This window comes from Mycobacterium sp. NGS35 (genome assembly GCF_059812855.1).
This window is the reverse complement of the sequence record NZ_JCALDL010000013.1, coordinates 1-16480: the sequence shown is the minus strand read 5'-3', so window position 1 is coordinate 16480 and position 16480 is coordinate 1. Positions and strand designations below refer to the sequence as shown.

Annotated in this window: 17 protein-coding genes and 1 tRNA gene; 6 read left to right on the top strand and 12 right to left on the bottom strand. The window is 67.3% G+C overall.

Annotated features, from left to right (window positions below; all coding sequences use genetic code 11):
* Nucleotides 1–2 precede the first annotated feature (2 nt).
* Complete coding sequence (locus AC5Y4C_RS18415; RefSeq protein WP_499964528.1) at nucleotides 3–686, bottom strand: HAD family hydrolase; 684 nt, start codon at nucleotides 684–686, stop codon at nucleotides 3–5.
* Between the two features lie 7 nt (nucleotides 687–693).
* On the bottom strand, nucleotides 694–4254 hold the full coding sequence (gene metH / locus AC5Y4C_RS18410) for a methionine synthase (protein WP_499964530.1): 3561 nt from the start codon (nucleotides 4252–4254) through the stop codon (nucleotides 694–696).
* Between the two features lie 80 nt (nucleotides 4255–4334).
* Between metH and AC5Y4C_RS18405 the strand changes: the two genes are divergently transcribed.
* Nucleotides 4335–5207, top strand: a complete 873-nt coding sequence (locus tag AC5Y4C_RS18405; RefSeq protein ID WP_499908092.1) for a PAC2 family protein — start codon at nucleotides 4335–4337, stop codon at nucleotides 5205–5207.
* A 3-nt stretch (nucleotides 5208–5210) separates the two neighbouring features.
* On the opposite strand, the gene AC5Y4C_RS18400 is transcribed toward AC5Y4C_RS18405, so the two are convergent.
* From AC5Y4C_RS18400 to AC5Y4C_RS18390, 3 genes are read right to left on the bottom strand one after another with little or no spacing between them, the layout of a single operon-like run.
* A complete protein-coding gene (locus tag AC5Y4C_RS18400; protein ID WP_499964532.1) occupies nucleotides 5211–6092 on the bottom strand; it encodes an SDR family oxidoreductase in 882 nt (293 codons plus the stop codon).
* Between the two features lie 10 nt (nucleotides 6093–6102).
* Nucleotides 6103–7341, bottom strand: coding sequence for a cysteine--1-D-myo-inosityl 2-amino-2-deoxy-alpha-D-glucopyranoside ligase (gene mshC / locus AC5Y4C_RS18395; RefSeq protein ID WP_499964534.1), 1239 nt, complete (start codon nucleotides 7339–7341; stop codon nucleotides 6103–6105).
* A gap of 24 nt (nucleotides 7342–7365) precedes the next feature.
* On the bottom strand, nucleotides 7366–8124 hold the full coding sequence (locus AC5Y4C_RS18390) for a 3'(2'),5'-bisphosphate nucleotidase CysQ (RefSeq protein ID WP_499908089.1): 759 nt from the start codon (nucleotides 8122–8124) through the stop codon (nucleotides 7366–7368).
* A gap of 212 nt (nucleotides 8125–8336) precedes the next feature.
* On the opposite strand from AC5Y4C_RS18390, the gene AC5Y4C_RS18385 reads away from it, so the two are divergent.
* Nucleotides 8337–8735: a hypothetical protein gene (locus tag AC5Y4C_RS18385; RefSeq protein WP_499911717.1), complete on the top strand. Its 399-nt coding sequence runs from the start codon at nucleotides 8337–8339 to the stop codon at nucleotides 8733–8735.
* Nucleotides 8736–8757: 22 nt separating this feature from the next.
* On the opposite strand, the gene AC5Y4C_RS18380 is transcribed toward AC5Y4C_RS18385, so the two are convergent.
* Genes AC5Y4C_RS18380 through AC5Y4C_RS18360 form a run of 5 tightly spaced genes read right to left on the bottom strand, consistent with a single transcriptional unit; the run spans nucleotide 8758 to nucleotide 12053 of the window.
* Nucleotides 8758–9573, bottom strand: coding sequence for an SCO1664 family protein (locus AC5Y4C_RS18380; RefSeq protein WP_499950207.1), 816 nt, complete (start codon nucleotides 9571–9573; stop codon nucleotides 8758–8760).
* Nucleotides 9557–10135: a DUF3090 domain-containing protein gene (locus tag AC5Y4C_RS18375; RefSeq protein WP_499911713.1), complete on the bottom strand. Its 579-nt coding sequence runs from the start codon at nucleotides 10133–10135 to the stop codon at nucleotides 9557–9559. Before AC5Y4C_RS18375 ends, AC5Y4C_RS18380 begins: the two co-directional genes overlap by 17 nt.
* 60 nt (nucleotides 10136–10195) lie before the next feature.
* Nucleotides 10196–10885 carry a histidine phosphatase family protein gene (locus AC5Y4C_RS18370; RefSeq protein WP_499911711.1) on the bottom strand — a complete coding sequence of 230 codons (690 nt, stop codon included), beginning with the start codon at nucleotides 10883–10885 and terminating at the stop codon, nucleotides 10196–10198.
* Complete coding sequence (locus AC5Y4C_RS18365) at nucleotides 10882–11715, bottom strand: undecaprenyl-diphosphate phosphatase (RefSeq protein ID WP_499964548.1); 834 nt, start codon at nucleotides 11713–11715, stop codon at nucleotides 10882–10884. The genes AC5Y4C_RS18370 and AC5Y4C_RS18365 overlap by 4 nt, the downstream gene beginning before the upstream one ends.
* A gap of 38 nt (nucleotides 11716–11753) precedes the next feature.
* Nucleotides 11754–12053 carry a hypothetical protein gene (locus AC5Y4C_RS18360; RefSeq protein WP_499964536.1) on the bottom strand — a complete coding sequence of 100 codons (300 nt, stop codon included), beginning with the start codon at nucleotides 12051–12053 and terminating at the stop codon, nucleotides 11754–11756.
* A 75-nt stretch (nucleotides 12054–12128) separates the two neighbouring features.
* On the opposite strand from AC5Y4C_RS18360, the gene AC5Y4C_RS18355 reads away from it, so the two are divergent.
* The 3 genes from AC5Y4C_RS18355 to AC5Y4C_RS18345 are packed head-to-tail and all read left to right on the top strand — an operon-like array spanning nucleotide 12129 to nucleotide 14391.
* Complete coding sequence (locus tag AC5Y4C_RS18355; protein ID WP_499964538.1) at nucleotides 12129–13136, top strand: YncE family protein; 1008 nt, start codon at nucleotides 12129–12131, stop codon at nucleotides 13134–13136.
* A complete protein-coding gene (locus AC5Y4C_RS18350) occupies nucleotides 13133–13357 on the top strand; it encodes a DUF5703 family protein (protein WP_499911705.1) in 225 nt (74 codons plus the stop codon). Before AC5Y4C_RS18355 ends, AC5Y4C_RS18350 begins: the two co-directional genes overlap by 4 nt.
* Complete coding sequence (locus AC5Y4C_RS18345; RefSeq protein ID WP_499964540.1) at nucleotides 13357–14391, top strand: quinone-dependent dihydroorotate dehydrogenase; 1035 nt, start codon at nucleotides 13357–13359, stop codon at nucleotides 14389–14391. The genes AC5Y4C_RS18350 and AC5Y4C_RS18345 overlap by 1 nt, the downstream gene beginning before the upstream one ends.
* Here the strand turns inward: AC5Y4C_RS18345 and AC5Y4C_RS18340 are convergent.
* Together AC5Y4C_RS18340 and AC5Y4C_RS18335 are read right to left on the bottom strand one after the other, a co-directional pair.
* On the bottom strand, nucleotides 14388–14924 hold the full coding sequence (locus AC5Y4C_RS18340; RefSeq protein ID WP_499950201.1) for a YbhB/YbcL family Raf kinase inhibitor-like protein: 537 nt from the start codon (nucleotides 14922–14924) through the stop codon (nucleotides 14388–14390). The genes AC5Y4C_RS18345 and AC5Y4C_RS18340 overlap by 4 nt on opposite strands.
* Nucleotides 14925–14955: 31 nt before the next feature.
* The gene (locus AC5Y4C_RS18335) at nucleotides 14956–16296 is read right to left on the bottom strand and encodes a M20/M25/M40 family metallo-hydrolase (RefSeq protein WP_499911699.1); all 1341 of its coding nucleotides are present in this window, start codon (nucleotides 16294–16296) and stop codon (nucleotides 14956–14958) included.
* Between the two features lie 94 nt (nucleotides 16297–16390).
* Here AC5Y4C_RS18335 and AC5Y4C_RS18330 point away from each other — a divergent pair.
* Nucleotides 16391–16476, top strand: a tRNA-Leu gene (locus tag AC5Y4C_RS18330).
* Nucleotides 16477–16480 lie beyond the last annotated feature (4 nt).

Genomic DNA, 16480 nt, shown 5'->3' with positions numbered 1-16480 from the left:
ACTCAGGCTGTACGTTCACCGAACTGGCTGTCCAGGTCGTCGTAGATCGCCTTCAGATCGGCCACTTCCAAGCCTGCGAGTGACGCGACGTGCCGCCGCCGCGGACCTCGCGGAACGTCGATGTCGTTGGGCACTACCAGCACTGGACAGCCAGCGCTTTCTGCCGACGCTGCCCCCGTCGCTGAATCCTCGATGGCCAAGCAGTCGGCGGGCGACTCGCCCAGCAGTTCAGCGGCCAACTCGTACGGGTCAGGTGCGGGCTTGCCCGCCGCCACTTCGTCGCCGCAGACCGTCGCGGAAAAATATTGGCGCCCAATGCTATTGAGCGCCTGCTCCGTTAGCGACCGGCGGGTGTTGGTGACCAACGCCATCGGTATCCCCTCAGAAGCCAACGCCTCCAGCAGCTCCCGAGCACCCTCGCACCATGGCAGCCCCTGGGCGAACAGCTCACCGGTGACGTCGTGCAACCAGTCCGCGTCCGCCGCCATCCGCACGGGATCGGGTTCCAGGCCGAGGTCGTCATAAACGATCCGCATGACGCCCTGCGCCGAGCCGCCGACCGTCGACGCCCGAACCTGCGGTGTCAGCGTGCCGCCCAGACGCTGGTACAGCGCATGCATAGCGACGTCCCAAAGCTTCTCGGAATCGACGAGCGTGCCGTCCATGTCCCACAGAACTGCGCGCATCCCAGACCTAGACGTTGAAGTACTTGGCTTCGGGATGGTGCAGCACGAACGCGTCCGTGGACTGCTCGGGATGCAGCTGGAGCTCCTCGGAGAGCGTGACGCCGATGCGCTCGGGCTCGAGCAACGCCACCATCTTGGTGCGGTCCTCGAGATTCGGGCAGGCCCCGTAACCGAACGAGAACCGCGCCCCGCGATATCCCAGCTTGAAGTAGTCCTCGACAGACGTCGGATCTTCTGCGGCCATCGCGTGGTCGGTGAACGTCAGTTCCTCGCGGATGCGCCGATGCCAGTACTCGGCCAACGCCTCGGTGAGTTGCACACCGATGCCGTGCACTTCGAGGTAGTCGCGGTAGGAGTTCGACGCGAACAGCTCGTTGGCGAAGTCGGCGATCGGCTGGCCCATGGTGACCAGCTGCAGCGGCAGCACGTCCACTTGGGCGGTTTCGCGGGCACGCTCATGCGACCGGATGAAGTCGGCGATGCACAAGAACCGGCCCCGCTGCTGACGCGGGAACGTGAACCGGAACCGCTCGCGTGCATCAGGATTCGGCTCTTCGAGCACGATGACGTCGTCACCCTCGGACACCGCCGGGAAGTAGCCGTACACCACTGCGGCATGTGCCAGGATGCCGTCGGTGGACAGTCGGTCGAGCCAGTACCGCAGCCGCGGGCGGCCCTCGGACTCGACGAGGTCTTCGTACGACGGTCCCTCGCCGCCGCGCACGCCCCGCAATCCCCACTGACCCAAGAACAATGCGCGTTCGTCGAGCGTCTTGCTGTACTCGGCCACCGGGATGCCCTTGACGATCCGTGTGCCCCAGAACGGCGGCACCGGCACCTCGACGTCCTCGGCGACATCCGAGCGCGCCGGCACCTCGACCGGTGTCTCCTTTGCTTTGCGTTCGGCCGCAATGCGTTTGGACCGTTCGTGGCGCGCCTTGCGCTCGGCTTCCTTCTCGGCGGCAGCTGGGTCGACAGCGACGGTCTCGCCGCGCTTGGCGCTCATGATCTGGTCCATCAAGCGCAGGCCCTCGAACGCGTCGCGCGCGTAATGCACTTCGCCCTCGTAGATCTCGGCCAGGTCGTTCTCCACGTAGCTGCGGGTCAATGCTGCTCCACCGAGCAACACCGGGTACTTCTCGGCTACCCCGCGCTGGTTCATCTCCTCGAGGTTTTCCTTCATCACCACCGTGGACTTGACCAGCAGGCCCGACATGCCGACCACGTCGGCGCTCTTGTCTTGCGCCACTTCGAGAATCGTGTTGATCGGCTGCTTGATGCCGATGTTCACCACCTCGTAGCCGTTATTGCTCAAGATGATGTCGACCAGATTCTTGCCGATGTCGTGAACATCGCCCTTGACCGTGGCGAGCACGATGCGGCCCTTACCCACGTCGTCTTCGGACTTCTCCATGTGCGGCTCGAGGTAGGCAACCGCGGTCTTCATCACCTCAGCGGACTGCAGCACGAACGGCAGCTGCATCTGGCCCGAGCCGAAAAGCTCGCCAACGGTTTTCATGCCGGCGAGCAGATCGTCGTTGATGATTGCCAGCGGCGGTTTGAGCTGCATGGCCTCGTCGAGGTCGGCTTCCAGGCCGTTGCGTTCGCCGTCCACGATGCGCCGGGCCAGCCGTTCTAGCACGGGCAGCGCCGCGAGCTCGGCAGCGCGCGATTCCTTCGACGATGCCGCCGACACGCCCTCGAACATCCGCATCAGTTCCTGCAGCGGGTCGTAGCCCTCGCGCCGACGGTCATACACCAGATCCAGCGCGACGTTGCGCTGATCCTCCGGAATCCGGTTCATCGGCAGGATCTTGCTGGCGTGCACGATCGCCGAATCGAGTCCGGCCTCGCGGCACTCGTGCAGAAACACCGAATTCAGCACCTGCCGGGCCGCGGGATTCAACCCGAAGGAGATGTTCGAAAGGCCCAGCGTGGTCTGCACGTCGGGATGCCGCTTCTTCAACTCCCGGATCGCCTCGATGGTTTCGACGCCGTCACGCCGGGACTCTTCCTGACCGGTGCAGATCGTGAACGTCAGGCAGTCGATGAGGATCGACGACTCGTCGACGGCCCAATTGCCCGTGATGTCGTCGATCAGCCGCTCGGCGATTTGGACCTTCTTCTCGGCGGTGCGGGCCTGTCCCTCCTCGTCGATGGTCAGCGCGACCACCGCGGCGCCGTGCTCGGCGACCAGCTCCATGGTCTTGTGGAACCGCGACTCGGGGCCGTCGCCGTCCTCGTAGTTCACCGAGTTGATGGCGCAGCGCCCACCCAGGTGCTCCAAACCCGCTTGCAGCACGGGGGTTTCGGTGGAGTCCAGCATGATCGGCAGCGTGGACGCCGTCGCCAGCCGGCTGGCCAGCGCGGTCATGTCTGCGACGCCGTCACGGCCGACGTAGTCCACGCACAGGTCCAACAGGTGGGCGCCGTCGCGGGTCTGCTCTTTGGCGATGTCCAGGCAGCGCTGATAGTCCTCGGCGATCATCGCCTCGCGAAAAGCCTTGGAGCCGTTGGCGTTTGTTCGCTCGCCGATCATCAACACGGACGCGTCCTGGGCGAACGGCGTCGCCGAATACAGTGACGACACGGCCGGCTCATAGGTCACGTGGCGCTCGGCGCGCTGCACATTGCGTACAGCCTCGGCGACCTGGCGGATGTGTTCGGGCGTGGTGCCGCAGCACCCGCCGACCAGCGACAGCCCGAACTCGGCGATGAACCCGGACAGCGCTTGCGCCAATTCCTCTGGCTGCAACGGGTATTCGGCGCCGTTGGCACCCAGCACCGGCAGGCCCGCGTTCGGCATCACGGACACCGGCGTGCGGGCGTGCCGCGACAGGTGCCGAAGATGCTCACTCATCTCGGCCGGGCCGGTGGCACAGTTCAGCCCGATCATGTCGACGCCCAGCGGCTCGACGGCGGTCAACGCCGCACCGATCTCGCTGCCCAGCAGCATCGTCCCGGTGGTTTCCATGGTCACATGCGTGAACACCGGGATGTGCCGGCCGGCCTGCGCCATCGCCCGTCGTGCGCCCAGCACCGCGGCCTTCAGCTGCAGCAGGTCCTGGCAGGTTTCGATCAGGATTGCATCGGCGCCACCGTCGAGCATGCCCAGGGCGGCCTGGATGTAGGCGTCGCGGATCGCGGCGAAGGTGGTGTGGCCGAGCGTGGGCAGCTTGGTGCCCGGACCCATGGAGCCGAGGACGTATCGAGCGCGGTCGGGCGTGCTCATCTCGTCGGCGACGCGGCGGGCGACCGCGGTGCCCTTCTCCGAAAGCTCGCGGATTCGGTCGGCAAGGTCGTAGTCGCCGAGATTGGACAGATTGCAGCCGAAGGTGTTCGTCTCGACTGCGTCGGCGCCGGCCTCGAAGTACGCGCGGTGAATGTGCTCGAGCACGTCCGGCCGGGTGTCGTTGAGGATCTCGTTGCAGCCCTCGAGCCCCTTGAAGTCGTCGAGGGTCAGGTCCGCAGCCTGGAGCATGGTGCCCATCGCGCCGTCGCCTACGACGACCCTCTCGGAGAGTGTCGTGAGCAGGTCGGTGTCATAGTTGCGAGGCGAAAGGGGCACGATAACAGGGTAGTCGGCCTAGCAAATTGAGTATTCGGTCAAGACGCTCGCGCCGGCGAAACACGCTCTACGCTGAACTTATGACCCCGTCCGAGGCTACCGGAGGTTTCCAACTGCCCGAATTGCATGACGCGGTCGTGGTAGCGGCGTTCGAAGGGTGGAACGACGCCGGCGACGCGGCCAGCGACGCCTTGGAGCACCTCGACACGATCTGGGAAGCCGAGCTGATCATCGAGATCGACGACGAGGCCTACTACGACTACCAGGTCAACCGCCCGGTGATCCGGCAGGTGGACGGCGTCACCCGCGAGCTGGTCTGGCCGTCGATGCGGATCTCACACTGCCGGCCACCGGGAAGCGACCGCGACGTGGTGCTGATGCACGGCGTCGAGCCCAACATGCGGTGGCGGACTTTCTGCGCCGAACTGCTGGCGATCGCCGACAAACTCAATGTGCAGACCGTGGTGATCCTGGGGGCGCTGCTTGCCGACACTCCGCACACACGTCCCGTCCCGGTGTCCGGTGCGGCGTACTCGCCGGAGTCCGCGCGGTTCTTCGGACTCGAGGAGACCCGTTACGAGGGCCCGACCGGAATCGCGGGGGTGTTCCAGGACGCCTGCGTGCAGGCCGGAATTCCGGCGGTGACGTTCTGGGCGGCGGTCCCGCATTACGTGTCGCAGCCGCCGAACCCGAAGGCGACGGTCGCTCTGCTGCGCCGGGTCGAAGACGTGCTCGACGTGGAGGTTCCGCTGGCCGACCTGCCCGCGCAGGCCGAAGAGTGGGAGGCGGCGGTCACGGAGATGACCTCCGACGACGAAGAGATCGCCGAGTACGTTGCTCAGCTGGAAGAGCGCGGCGACGCCCAGGTCGACATGAACGAGGCGCTGTCGAAGGTCGACGGCGACACGCTGGCCGCCGAGTTCGAGCGATATCTGCGTCGTCGCGGACGCTAGAAGCTAGGCGCGCTTCTCCAATGCTTCGGTGCGCGCGCTCATCGACCGGCCCAGCGCCGCCACCTCCGCGTCCATCTTGGCTACCAGGTGGGCTGACCGCTTGACCACCTGCGCCTCGACGGCGGCTGACGTCAGCATCGGCTTGAACCACCGCAGCACACCGACCCAGCCCGGGCAGTTGACGTGCGTTTTACGTCCTTCGATTCCTTTGACGAACGCGGCGGCGCACTTGTCGACCGGCGTGGTCTTGCTCATCGGCCCCGGCAGCGAATCGATCAGCTCCCGGGATGCCGACACGTCGGCCTTGGCTTCCCGGACCAACGGGGTATCGATCCACGACATGTGCGCCGACCCCACCGCTACGCCGTGGGCGGCGACCTCCAGCCGCAGGCAATTGGCGAAGTGCTCGACTGCGGCCTTCGACGCGCAGTACGGAGCCATTCCCGGCGCCGACATATAGGCGGCCTCCGACGAGACGATCAGCACGTATCCGCGTCTGTCGAGCACCGACGGCAGGGCCGCCCTGACGGTGTTGAACACGCCGACCACGTTGACATCGATCAGCCTCCTGAAGGCTAGAGGATCGACCTCCAGCACCGACCCGTAGGTCGCGATGCCGGCATTGGCGATCACGGCGTCGATGCCGCCAAAACGGTCGACGGCACGACTGGCGGCCGCCTCCATCGCGTCGAGGTCGCGCACGTCGGCATATTGGGTCAGCACCCGATCGCCGCCCAAGTCGCTGGCGACATCGTGCAGGGCGGCCTCGTCGAGATCGGTCAGCACGACCTTGGCTCCTCTGCGATGCAACAGACGGGCCACCGCCGCGCCGATGCCGTTGCCTCCGCCGGTGATGAACACCACCTTGCCGTCCACCGAGCTCATGGCGGTGAATTTACAGCTCGACCCCCAGCAGCGCGTCCGCAATCGCGCGAACAGTCGGCGGTGCGTGCGTGTCGCGGCCGCCGTACTCGAGCGCATCGGTGGCCCAACCATCAAGGGCGGCAAGGGCTTTCGGGGTGTCCAGGTCGTCGGCGAGGTATCGGCGAACGCGGCCGAGGACGTCGGTGGCATCCGGTCCCACCGTCAGGGCGACCGCTTGGCGCCAGCGGGCCAGTCTGGCCTGCGCGTCGGCGAGAACGTCGGCGCTCCACTCCCGGTCGGACCGGTAGTGCTCCGCCAACAGTCCCAGCCGGATTGCGGCCGGTTCGACACCGTCGGCGCGCAATTGGGAAACCAGCACCAGGTTGCCGCGGCTCTTGCTCATCTTGTGCCCATCCCAGCCGATCATGCCGGCGTGCACGTAGTGACGCGCGAAACGCCGCTCCCCGGTCACGCACTCGGCGTGCGCGGCCGAGAACTCGTGGTGCGGAAAGATCAAATCCGAGCCACCGCCCTGGATGTCCAGGCCGGTGCCGATGCGTGACAGCGCGATCGCCGCGCATTCGACGTGCCACCCGGGTCGGCCGGCCCCGAACGGCGCCGGCCAGCTCGGCTCGCCTTCCCGCGGGGCGGACCACAGCAGCGCGTCGAGTTCGTCGGCCTTACCGGGGCGGTCGGGGTCACCACCACGCTCGGCGAACAAGCGCCTCATGGTTTCACGGTCATAGCCGGACTCGTACCCGAACTGGGCTGTGGCGTCCGCGCGGAAGTACACGTCGGGATGGTCGGGATCGTCGACGATGTAGGCAGCGCCCGACGCCAGCAGTTTTTCGACGACCTCGACCACTTCCTCGATGGCTTCTGTCGCGGCGACGTACTCGCGCGGCGGCAGCACCCGCAGCGCGGCCATGTCGTCGCGGAACAGGTCGATCTCCCGGTCGCCAAGCTCCCGCCAACCCACACCGTCGCGGTGTGCTCGCTCGAACAGCGGATCGTCGACATCGGTGACGTTCTGCACGTAATGCACCTCGTGGCCGGCGTCGAGCCAGAGCCGATTAATCAGATCGAACGCCAGGTATGTCGCGGCGTGGCCCAGGTGTGTGGCGTCGTAGGGCGTGATGCCGCAGACGTACATCGTCGCGGTCGGACCTGCGGTGACCGGGCGAACCTGACGATCAGAGCTGTCGTACAACCGAAGTTCTGGCCCGCGGCCCGGAAGCACCGGAACCAGGGCGGAGGACCACGATTGCATGCCGTCGAGAGTAAGCCGGGCCGGTTACCAGACGACTCGCCGGATCGCCTCCAGCAGCGTGGGCGCCACTTCTGGCCGACACATCAGGAAGTCCGGCAAGTAGGGGTCGAACTGGTTGTAACGCAGCGGCGAACCGTCCAGGCGCGATGCGTGCAGACCTGCGGCGAGCACCACGCCCGCTGGCGCGGCGTTGTCCCACTCCCACTGGCCGCCGGCGTGCAGATAGGCGTCGACGTCGCCGCGGACCACTGCCATCGCTTTGGCTCCGGCCGAGCCGATGGGCACCATCTCGATGTCCACCACGCTGCTCATCCAGTAGAGAAGCGCAGGCGGCCTGGTCGAGCTGACGGCGATCCGGATGGGCCGGCCGGCAACCGGGTCGCGCGCGTCGAAGGTGACGGTGTCGCTGCGGTACAGCTCGCCCTGGGCGGGTAGCGCAACGGCGGCGTCGGTGATCTCGCCGTCGCGCTGCCACAGCGCCACGTGTACCGCCCAGTCGTCACGGCCGCGGATCGAGAACTCGCGGGTGCCGTCGAGCGGGTCGACGATCCAGACGCGGTCCTTTTTCAGCCGGCGCAGATTGTCGTGTGCTTCCTCGCTGAGCACGCCGTCGTCGGGCCGTTCATCGTGCAGCCGTTCGAGGATCAACGCGTTCGCACGCTTGTCGCCAACCGCCCCTAACTCCCACGGATCGCTGAACCCGTACTCGTCGCGGACGTCCAGGAGCAGTTTCCCGGCCGCGTCGGCGAGCTCGGCGGCCAGCGCCGCGTCGGAAAGGGGCACGCCTGCCAGTATTGCTGACCGCCCGTGGCAGGACGCGGCACAATCTGCCTGACAGCATCGCGCCGACGCGCACTGGTCAGTTCACCAACATTCACGACGCTGTACGAAACGTCCTGTAGAGCTCGAGCTGAACGACCTGCGGCTTGTCATCGCCGTCACCACGCGCCTGGCGGCCTCAACCAAGCAGCAGCATCCTCACGAGGAGTCACTTCATGACCGCTCAACCGCACTCACCCCCGCCACGCAAAGACCTGGTGGAGCGCGCGACACCCTTCCTGCCCGCGGGCAGCGACATACGGCAGGCGTTCATCTGCCAGGCCGCACCCCACTTCGCGTTCTTCGTCATCGCCTATCTGACGGGACTGACCATTCCGTGGATCAAATATCGATGCGTGGCAGTCACGCCGGAGGCTATCTACGTCCTGGACAGCACCAAGTTCTCCGGTGGCGCCAAGCCCCGGCGCCTGCTGGGCACCATGCCCCGCGCTACGCAGCTCGGGCCGGTGACGGGCCGCTGGGCTCAGGTTTCACTGCTCGGCGAACGTCATTGGGTCCACAAACGCTTCCACGACCAGATCGACGCCGCGGATCGCGAGGCCGCACTGCGGTAGGGATGGGCGCGTGGCAGCCGCGTTAGAACGCGGGCCACGGGATGGGCCGCCGTCGGTCCGGCGTCGGCATCACCGGATTGTCCAGCAGCGCCTCTGCACGCCGACGCAGCGCGACCACCTCCTGGCGGGTGATGTGCCCGCGCAGCGCGCGCCCGAGGCTGCCGTCGACGGCGACGCGCAACTGTTCGACGGCGGTCAGCACGTCGTCGTCGATCGGCTTGCCGGCCCACCCCCACAGCACTGTGCGCAGCTTGTCCTGAGTGTGCAGGCTCACGCCGTGATCGACCCCGTACAGGTTGCCGTCCAAGCCGACGAGGATGTGGCCCCCCTTGCGGTCGGCATTGTTGATCAGCACGTCGAACACCGCCATGCGGAACAGCCGCGCGTCGTCGATGTGCACCAGCGTGACTTCGTCGCCGGCGTAGTCGTAGGCGCGCAGCACCGGCAGATAGCCGGCGGGCACCTTGTCAGCCGGGAACAAATCGACGGGGTCGGGTGTGGTGCGGGTGGTGTCGGTCGAGGTGTCGCCGGGCTCCTCGATCCACAGCTGCACCATGCCACGGCCGGCAGGGCCATCGCGAATTATGGTGTGCGGCACGATATTCCAGCCCAATGCTTCCGACACCAAGTAGGCGCCGAACTCTCGGCCGGCCAAGGTGCCGTCGGGGAAGTCCCACAGCGGCTGCTCCCCGGCGACCGGCTTGTACACGCAGTGCACTCGATGTCCGCAGCGGTCCGCCTCGCACAAGAAGGTCGCATTGCTCGCCGAGCGGATGCGTCCGATGACCGTCAGCTCGCCAGCCTGCAGTGCCTGGACGTCGTCAGGACTCGGCGTCATCAGCCAATGCGCCTCGGCGATAACCGTTGGTGCGCACGCAGATATGGCCGGCCGGATCCAACGGCTCGTCACACAACGGGCACGGCGGACGACCGGCCGAGATGACGCGGTGCGACCGGGCGGCGAACTCGCGGGCCGACTCCGGCGTCAGGAACACGCGCACTGCGTCGGGGCCCTCTTCCGCGTCGTCGAGCACCACCGACGCGTCGAACTCGGTGTCGGTGACCGCCAGCAGTTCCACCACGACGGTCTGCGCCTCGGAGTCCCAACCCAGTCCCATGGTGCCGACCCGGAATTCGGCGTCGACCGGTGTGATCAGCGGGCTGAGGTCCTCCACCTCACCAGTGTCCGGCGGTATGGGCGTGCCGAAACGGCGGTGAACTTCGCTGAGCAGCGCGCCGATTCGCTCGGCCAGCACGGCCACCTGCTGCTTTTCCAGCACGACGGACACGACGCGGGAATCGTGCACGGCCTGCAGGTAGAACGTCCGGTTTCCGGGCTGGCCGACGGTCCCGGCCACGAAGCGGTCGGGTGAGCGGAACACATGAATAGCGCGCGCCATGACATATCCAAAATACCGGTAGATGCTGCTGCGCCGTAGTTGCGGCGGTGCGTCGGTTCGCTATTCGGTGGAGCCGCCCACTACGGCATCAGAGGCCCCTACCTCGCCGTCGGACGGCGGTGCCGTCAGAGCCGCGGCGAGGTCAGCGCCGGTGTGGTTGACGTGCAACACGAAGGGGCGCATCGGGGTATAGCGGATCACGCTCATGGACGCCGGGTCGGCAACGATGCGCTGGAAGCTGTCCAGATGCGTGCCCAGCGCGTCGGCCACCACGGCCTTGATCACGTCGCCGTGCGTACAAGCGACCCACAGCGCGTCACGGCCGTGCTCGTCGGCCAGCCGCTTGTCGTGCTCGCGGACCGCAGCCACCGCGCGGGCCTGGACCTGCGCCAGGCCCTCGCCGTCGGGGAACACCGCGGCGCTGGGCTGGGCCTGCACCACCTTCCACAGCGGCTCCTTGACCAGCTCCCCCAGCTTGCGGCCGGTCCACTGGCCGTAGTCCACCTCGGCGAGCCGCTCGTCGAGCACCGGTTCGATGCCGAGCGCCGCGGCCAGGGGCTCCAGAGTGCGCACGCAGCGCAGCAGCGGCGAGGACACCAGTGCGCGGATCGGCAGCGACGACAGCCGGCCCACGACGCCGTCGGCCTGCCGACGCCCGTGGTCGTCGAGATCCACGCCCTCGGACCGGCCGGCCAGCACATGGGCGGTGTTGGACGTCGACTGGCCATGGCGCAGCAGGATGACGGTCACGTCGTGGACACCACGCCGCTGCCCAGCAGCACCAGCACCGCCGCGCCGACGAGCACCCGGTAGCCGACGAACCAGTACATGCTGTGGCGGACCAGAAACCTCAAAAGCCACGCGATTGCGGCCAGGCCGACCACGAAGGCAATCATCACCGCCACCGCCAACTGTGCGCCCGTGGCGCTCATCCCCTCGTGGACGGGTTTGAAGGCATCAGGCAACGAGAACAGTCCCGACGCGAACACCGCGGGGATGGCGAGCAGAAACCCGAAGCGCGCGGCCAACTCTCGATCCAGGCCGAGGAACAGGCCGGCGCTGATCGTGGCCCCCGATCGCGACACGCCAGGCACCAGAGCCAGGCACTGCGCGAGGCCGACGATCAGCGCGTCACCCCAGCGCAGTTGCTCGGCGTGGCGGGTTTGGCGGCCGACGTACTCCGCCGCGGCGATCACCGCGGAGAATACGACGAGCGCGACCGCGATCACCCACAAGTTGCGCACCCCGGTACGGATCTCGTCCTTGAACAGCACCCCCAGCACGCAGATCGGAATGGTGCCGATGATCACGTACCAGCCCATCCGATAGTCGGTCCGGTCGCGGTGCGCCTTGACGACCAGCCCGTCGAGCCATGCCTTGAGGATGCGCCAGATGTCGCGGGCGAAGTAGACCAGTACTGCCAACTCCGTGCCGAGCTGGGTGACCGCCGTGAACGACGCACCGGCGTCGTCGGCGAAGAACACGCGGGACGCGATCGCGAGATGGCCCGACGAAGAGATCGGCAGAAATTCCGTCAACCCCTGCACGACGGCCAGAAACACCACTTGCGCCCAGGACATAGCCGTCGGTTCCACGCCGACGACCGTACCTGCAGCAGCTAGCGGACTGGCTGTGCGTCGGCTACCGCATCCCGCACGGCCGCGATAAGGCTGCGCTCGTCGGTGACATCGATGTCGGTGAGCCGACGGGTGGCCGTCGCGACCACGTCTTCAGGCTGCGGCACCGGACCGGCGAAGCGTGGCCGGTACACCTCGACCACCAGCTCGTTGCGCCTGCAGTAGAACGCGAAGCTGCGGCCGTCGTCGAGCCTGCCGAACCCGTTGGCGTGGACTCCGGCCATCACGTCTTCGAAAACGAATTCGTCGCGAGGACACTCGCGGTGGACTGCGAGAGCCATCAGCCGACCGTTTCGCCGACGTGAATAGACTGGCCGCTCGTTGTCAGCATCGTTGCCACCTCGCAGGCCTACCCGATGGTGAGAGGCGCTAAACGTCTCCGTCGGGTGGTCGGCGCAGCGGTGTGCCTGGTGGTGCTGAGCGCTTGCTCGTCCGGCCCGGTCGGCGGACCGCCGCCCACTATCGCACCGGCAGGCCCGGCGGTGTCCCCCCACACCACCTCTGCTCCGACGGGACAGGTGCGTCCTGTGCCGCTCAACGCCCGGGCCGCGGTATTCGATGCGGCGACGGGGTCACTGGTGGTGCTGTCCGGCGACCGGCTCGCTGTGGTGGCGAGCGGGCCGGTCCGATTTGTGCAGCTGCCCGGTGCGGCGACGGCGGTCACCGGCGACGGCCGCGGCGCGGTATACCTGTCGGCCCGTGGCGGATACCTGCGTTTCGACGTGCGCGCCGGAGCGGTCACCCGCACCGGAGTGTCGGGGCATGACGACACCGACTTCACCGCGATTGCCTTGCGTACCGACGGCCGGATTGTGCTCGGCAGTGCCGACGGCGCCGTCTACACGCTGAATTCCGACGCCACCGTTGCGGCTTCGGTGAAGATCTTCGCCCGCGTCGATGCCCTTGTGACCCAAGGCAATACGGCCGTTGTGCTCGACCGGGGACAGACGTCGGTGACCACCATCGACCCGGACGGGCGCAAGGCGCAGCACGCGCTGCGCGCCGGCGAAGGCGCCACCACGCTGGCCGCCGACCCTGTGGGCCGGGTTCTGGTGGCGGACACGCGCGGCGGCGCTCTGCTGGTGTTCGGCACGGACCCGCTGATGCTGCGGCAGCGCTACCCGGTTCCCGACGCTCCTTACGGCCTGGCGGGGACCCGTACCCTGGCCTGGGTGTCATTGACCGCGGCCAACGTCGTCGTTGGTTACGATCTGGCCACCGGAATACCTGTGGAGAAGGTGCGTTACCCCACCGTGCGACAACCCGATGTGCTGGCTTTCGACGACGCCACCGGCACGCTGTACGTGGCGTCGGCCAGCGGAGATGGCGTTCAGGTGATTCCGGACGCGGGGCGGCGGCGATGACGTTGGCCGGCTGGGACGTCGAGATGTCCGACGACTACGAATGGGTTCCGCTGCGGCTGCCTCCTGACGTCACACGTCTGAGCGCGTCGACGCGACTGTCGATCGAAGCCGAATACCGCGGCTGGGAACTGACCCGGGTGCGCCTGTACACCGACGGCAGCCGACGAGTGCTGCTGCGGCGCCGCAAGACTGAGCGTCCCACCGACCAGCCGGGGATGTAATGCTGTACCGCGCGATGCGGCGGGTGATGTTCTTGGTGCCCGCCGAGCGGATTCACACGTGGGTGTTCTGGGTGCTGCGAGCCGCCATCCGTGTCGGGCCGCTGCGCCATGGGCTGCGCCGGCTCCTGGCGCCGTCTGACCCGATGCTGGCGTCGACGGTGTTCGGGGTACGGTTTCCCGCTCCCCTTGGCTTGGCCGCCGGCTTCGACAAAGACGGCACCGGGCTGGACGTGTGGGGTGCCTTGGGCTTCGGTTTCGCCGAGGTGGGCACCGTCACCGCGCACCCGCAGCCCGGCAACCCAACGCCGCGGCTGTTCCGGGTGCCCACAGAGCGCGCGTTGGTGAACCGCATGGGGTTCAACAACCAGGGCGCCGGCGCCCTGGCCGCGCGGCTGGCCCGCCATCTGCCCGATGTGCCGATCGGGGTCAACATCGGCAAGACGAAGGTTGCCGACGACGCGGTCGCCGATTATCGCGCCAGCGCGCGGCTGGTCGGTCCGCTCGCCGACTTCCTGGTCGTCAACGTCAGCTCGCCCAACACCCCGGGCCTGCGCGACCTGCAAGCCGTGGAGGCGCTGCGGCCGATCCTGGCCGCTGTGCAAGCGGAGACGACGACGCCGATCCTCGTCAAGATCGCACCGGACCTGTCCGACGCCGAGGTGGACCAGATCGCCGACCTGGCCGTCGACCTCGGCCTGGCCGGGATCGTCGCCACCAACACCACGGTCCGTCACAACTTCGGCGAGGGCGGGTTGTCCGGGCCACCGTTGGCCTCGCGCTCGCTGGAGGTCCTGCGACGGCTATACGCGCGCGTCGGCGGCCGGCTGGCACTGGTGAGCGTCGGCGGCATGGAGACCGCCGATGACGCGTGGCAGCGCATCACCGCCGGGGCGTCTCTGCTGGAGGGCTACACCGGGTTCGTCTACGGCGGCGGCTTGTGGGCCAAGCACATTCACGACGGCCTCGCGCAGCGGTTGCGCGAGGGCGGGTTCGCGAATCTGGCCGAGGCGGTGGGCTCGGCGGCGCGCCGTTAGCCCTCTTTCTGCTCGTAGGTGCCGTGGATGACGGCTCGCGCGATGGCGTTCATGAACAGGTTGAAGCCCAGGTAGGCGGGGCTGGCGTCCTCATCGAGTTCGAGCTTCTCGACTTTGACGGCGTGCACCGCGACGAAGTACCGGTGGGTGCCGTGGCCGGGCGGCGGAGCGGCGCCGACGTAGCGGCGCATCCCAGCGTCATTGACCAAAGTGATTGCGCTGCCGGGCAATTCGCTGCCGTCGCCTACGCCGCTGGGCAGCTCGGTGCACGTGGCGGGCAGATTGGCCACGGCCCAGTGCCAGAAACCCGAGGCGGTGGGCGCGTCGGGGTCGTACACGGTCACTGCGAAACTGCGGGTTTCTTCGGGGAAGCCGGACCAACTCAGCTGCGGCGAGACGTCTTCGCCGCCGGCGCCCATGATGCCGCTTACCTGAGGCGTTTTCAGCGGTTGGCCGTCTTGGATGTCGTCGGACGTGAGCGTGAACGTCGGCAGCTTCGGCAGGAAGTCGTACGGGTTGTACGGAAACGCCATCAGAGGTCCTTTCTGTCAGCAGTGCATCAGTTCAGCAGTTCAGCAGGAAGTGCTCGAGCACCTGGGCGCCGAACTTCAACGACTCGACGGGTACCCGCTCGTCGACACCGTGGAACAGCGACGCGAAATCGAGATCGGGTGGCAGCCGCAGCGGTACAAAGCCGAAGCAACGAATTCCCAAGCGCGCGAAGTGCTTTGCGTCTGTGCCGCCCGACAGCATGTAGGGCACGGTTCTGGCATCCGGGTCGGCGGTCAACAGCGCCGCGTTCATCGCGTCGAGCAGCTCACCGTCGAAGCTCGTCTCGTACGAGGGTAGGTTGACGATCCATTCGCGACTGACGTGGGGGCCGATCAGCTCGTCGACCTCCTTCTCGAATGCCTTGAGCCGGCCGGGCAGGATCCGGCAGTCGACGACGGCCTCGGCGGTGGCCGGAATGACGTTGGCTTTGTAACCAGCCTTGAGCATGGTGGGGTTGGCGGTGTCGCGCAGGGTGGCGCCGAGGATCTTGGCGATCGAGCCGAGCTTGGCCACCGCGCCGTCGATGTCCGGCGAGGTCCAGTCGAAGGTGTAGCCGGTCTCTTCGGACACGGCTTGCAGGAACTGCTCGACTGCGTCGGTCATCACGATCGGGAACTGGTGCCTGCCGAGTTTCGCCGCGGCCTCGGCCACCGCGGTCACCGCGTTGTCGTCGTGGATCATCGAGCCGTGACCCGCTCGGCCGCGCGCGGTCAGCCGCATCCACATCATGGCCTTCTCGGCCGTCTCGATCAGATACAGCGTGCGCTCGCCGCCGCCTTTGCGCGGCACTGTCAGCGAGAAGCCGCCGACCTCGCCGATGGCCTCGGTGACGCCGTCGAACAGGTCTTGGCGGTGCTCGACGAGCCACTTGCAGCCGTACGTGCCGCCGGCCTCCTCGTCGGCCACGAACGCGAACACCAAGTCCCGGGGCGGCACGATGTCGTTGCGTTTGAAGTGGCGGGCGGCCGCGAGCGTCATGCCGACCATGTCCTTCATGTCGACCGCTCCGCGACCCCACACGTAGCCGTCCTCGACCGCGCCGGAGAACGGGTGCACGCTCCAGTCGGCCGGCTCGGCGGGCACCACGTCGAGATGCCCGTGGATCATCAGCGCGCCGCGGCTGGAATCCTTGCCCGGCAGGCGGGCGAAAACGTTCGCCCGGCCGGGGGCAGTCTCGATGTACTGCGCCTCGTAGCCAACCTCGTCGAGCTGTCGCGCCACCCACTGCGCGCACTCGCGTTCGCCTTTTGTGGTGGCGGGATCGCCGGTGTTGGACGTGTCGAAGCGAATCAACGCGCTGACGAGGTCGACCACCTCATCGATCGCACCTGTCACAATCCCCTTTCCTACCATTGTGGGTGGCGGCAGGTGACGAGCGCTCGGCGAAGAACCGAGAGGCAACTTGGGTCAGCCACGCAGAATCCGATAGCCTTAGCTGCCCACACAGGTCCGAGTGGCGGAATGGCAGACGCGCTAGCTTGAGGTGCTAGTGCCCTATTAACGGGCGTGGGGGTTCAAGTCCCCCCTCGGACACAAT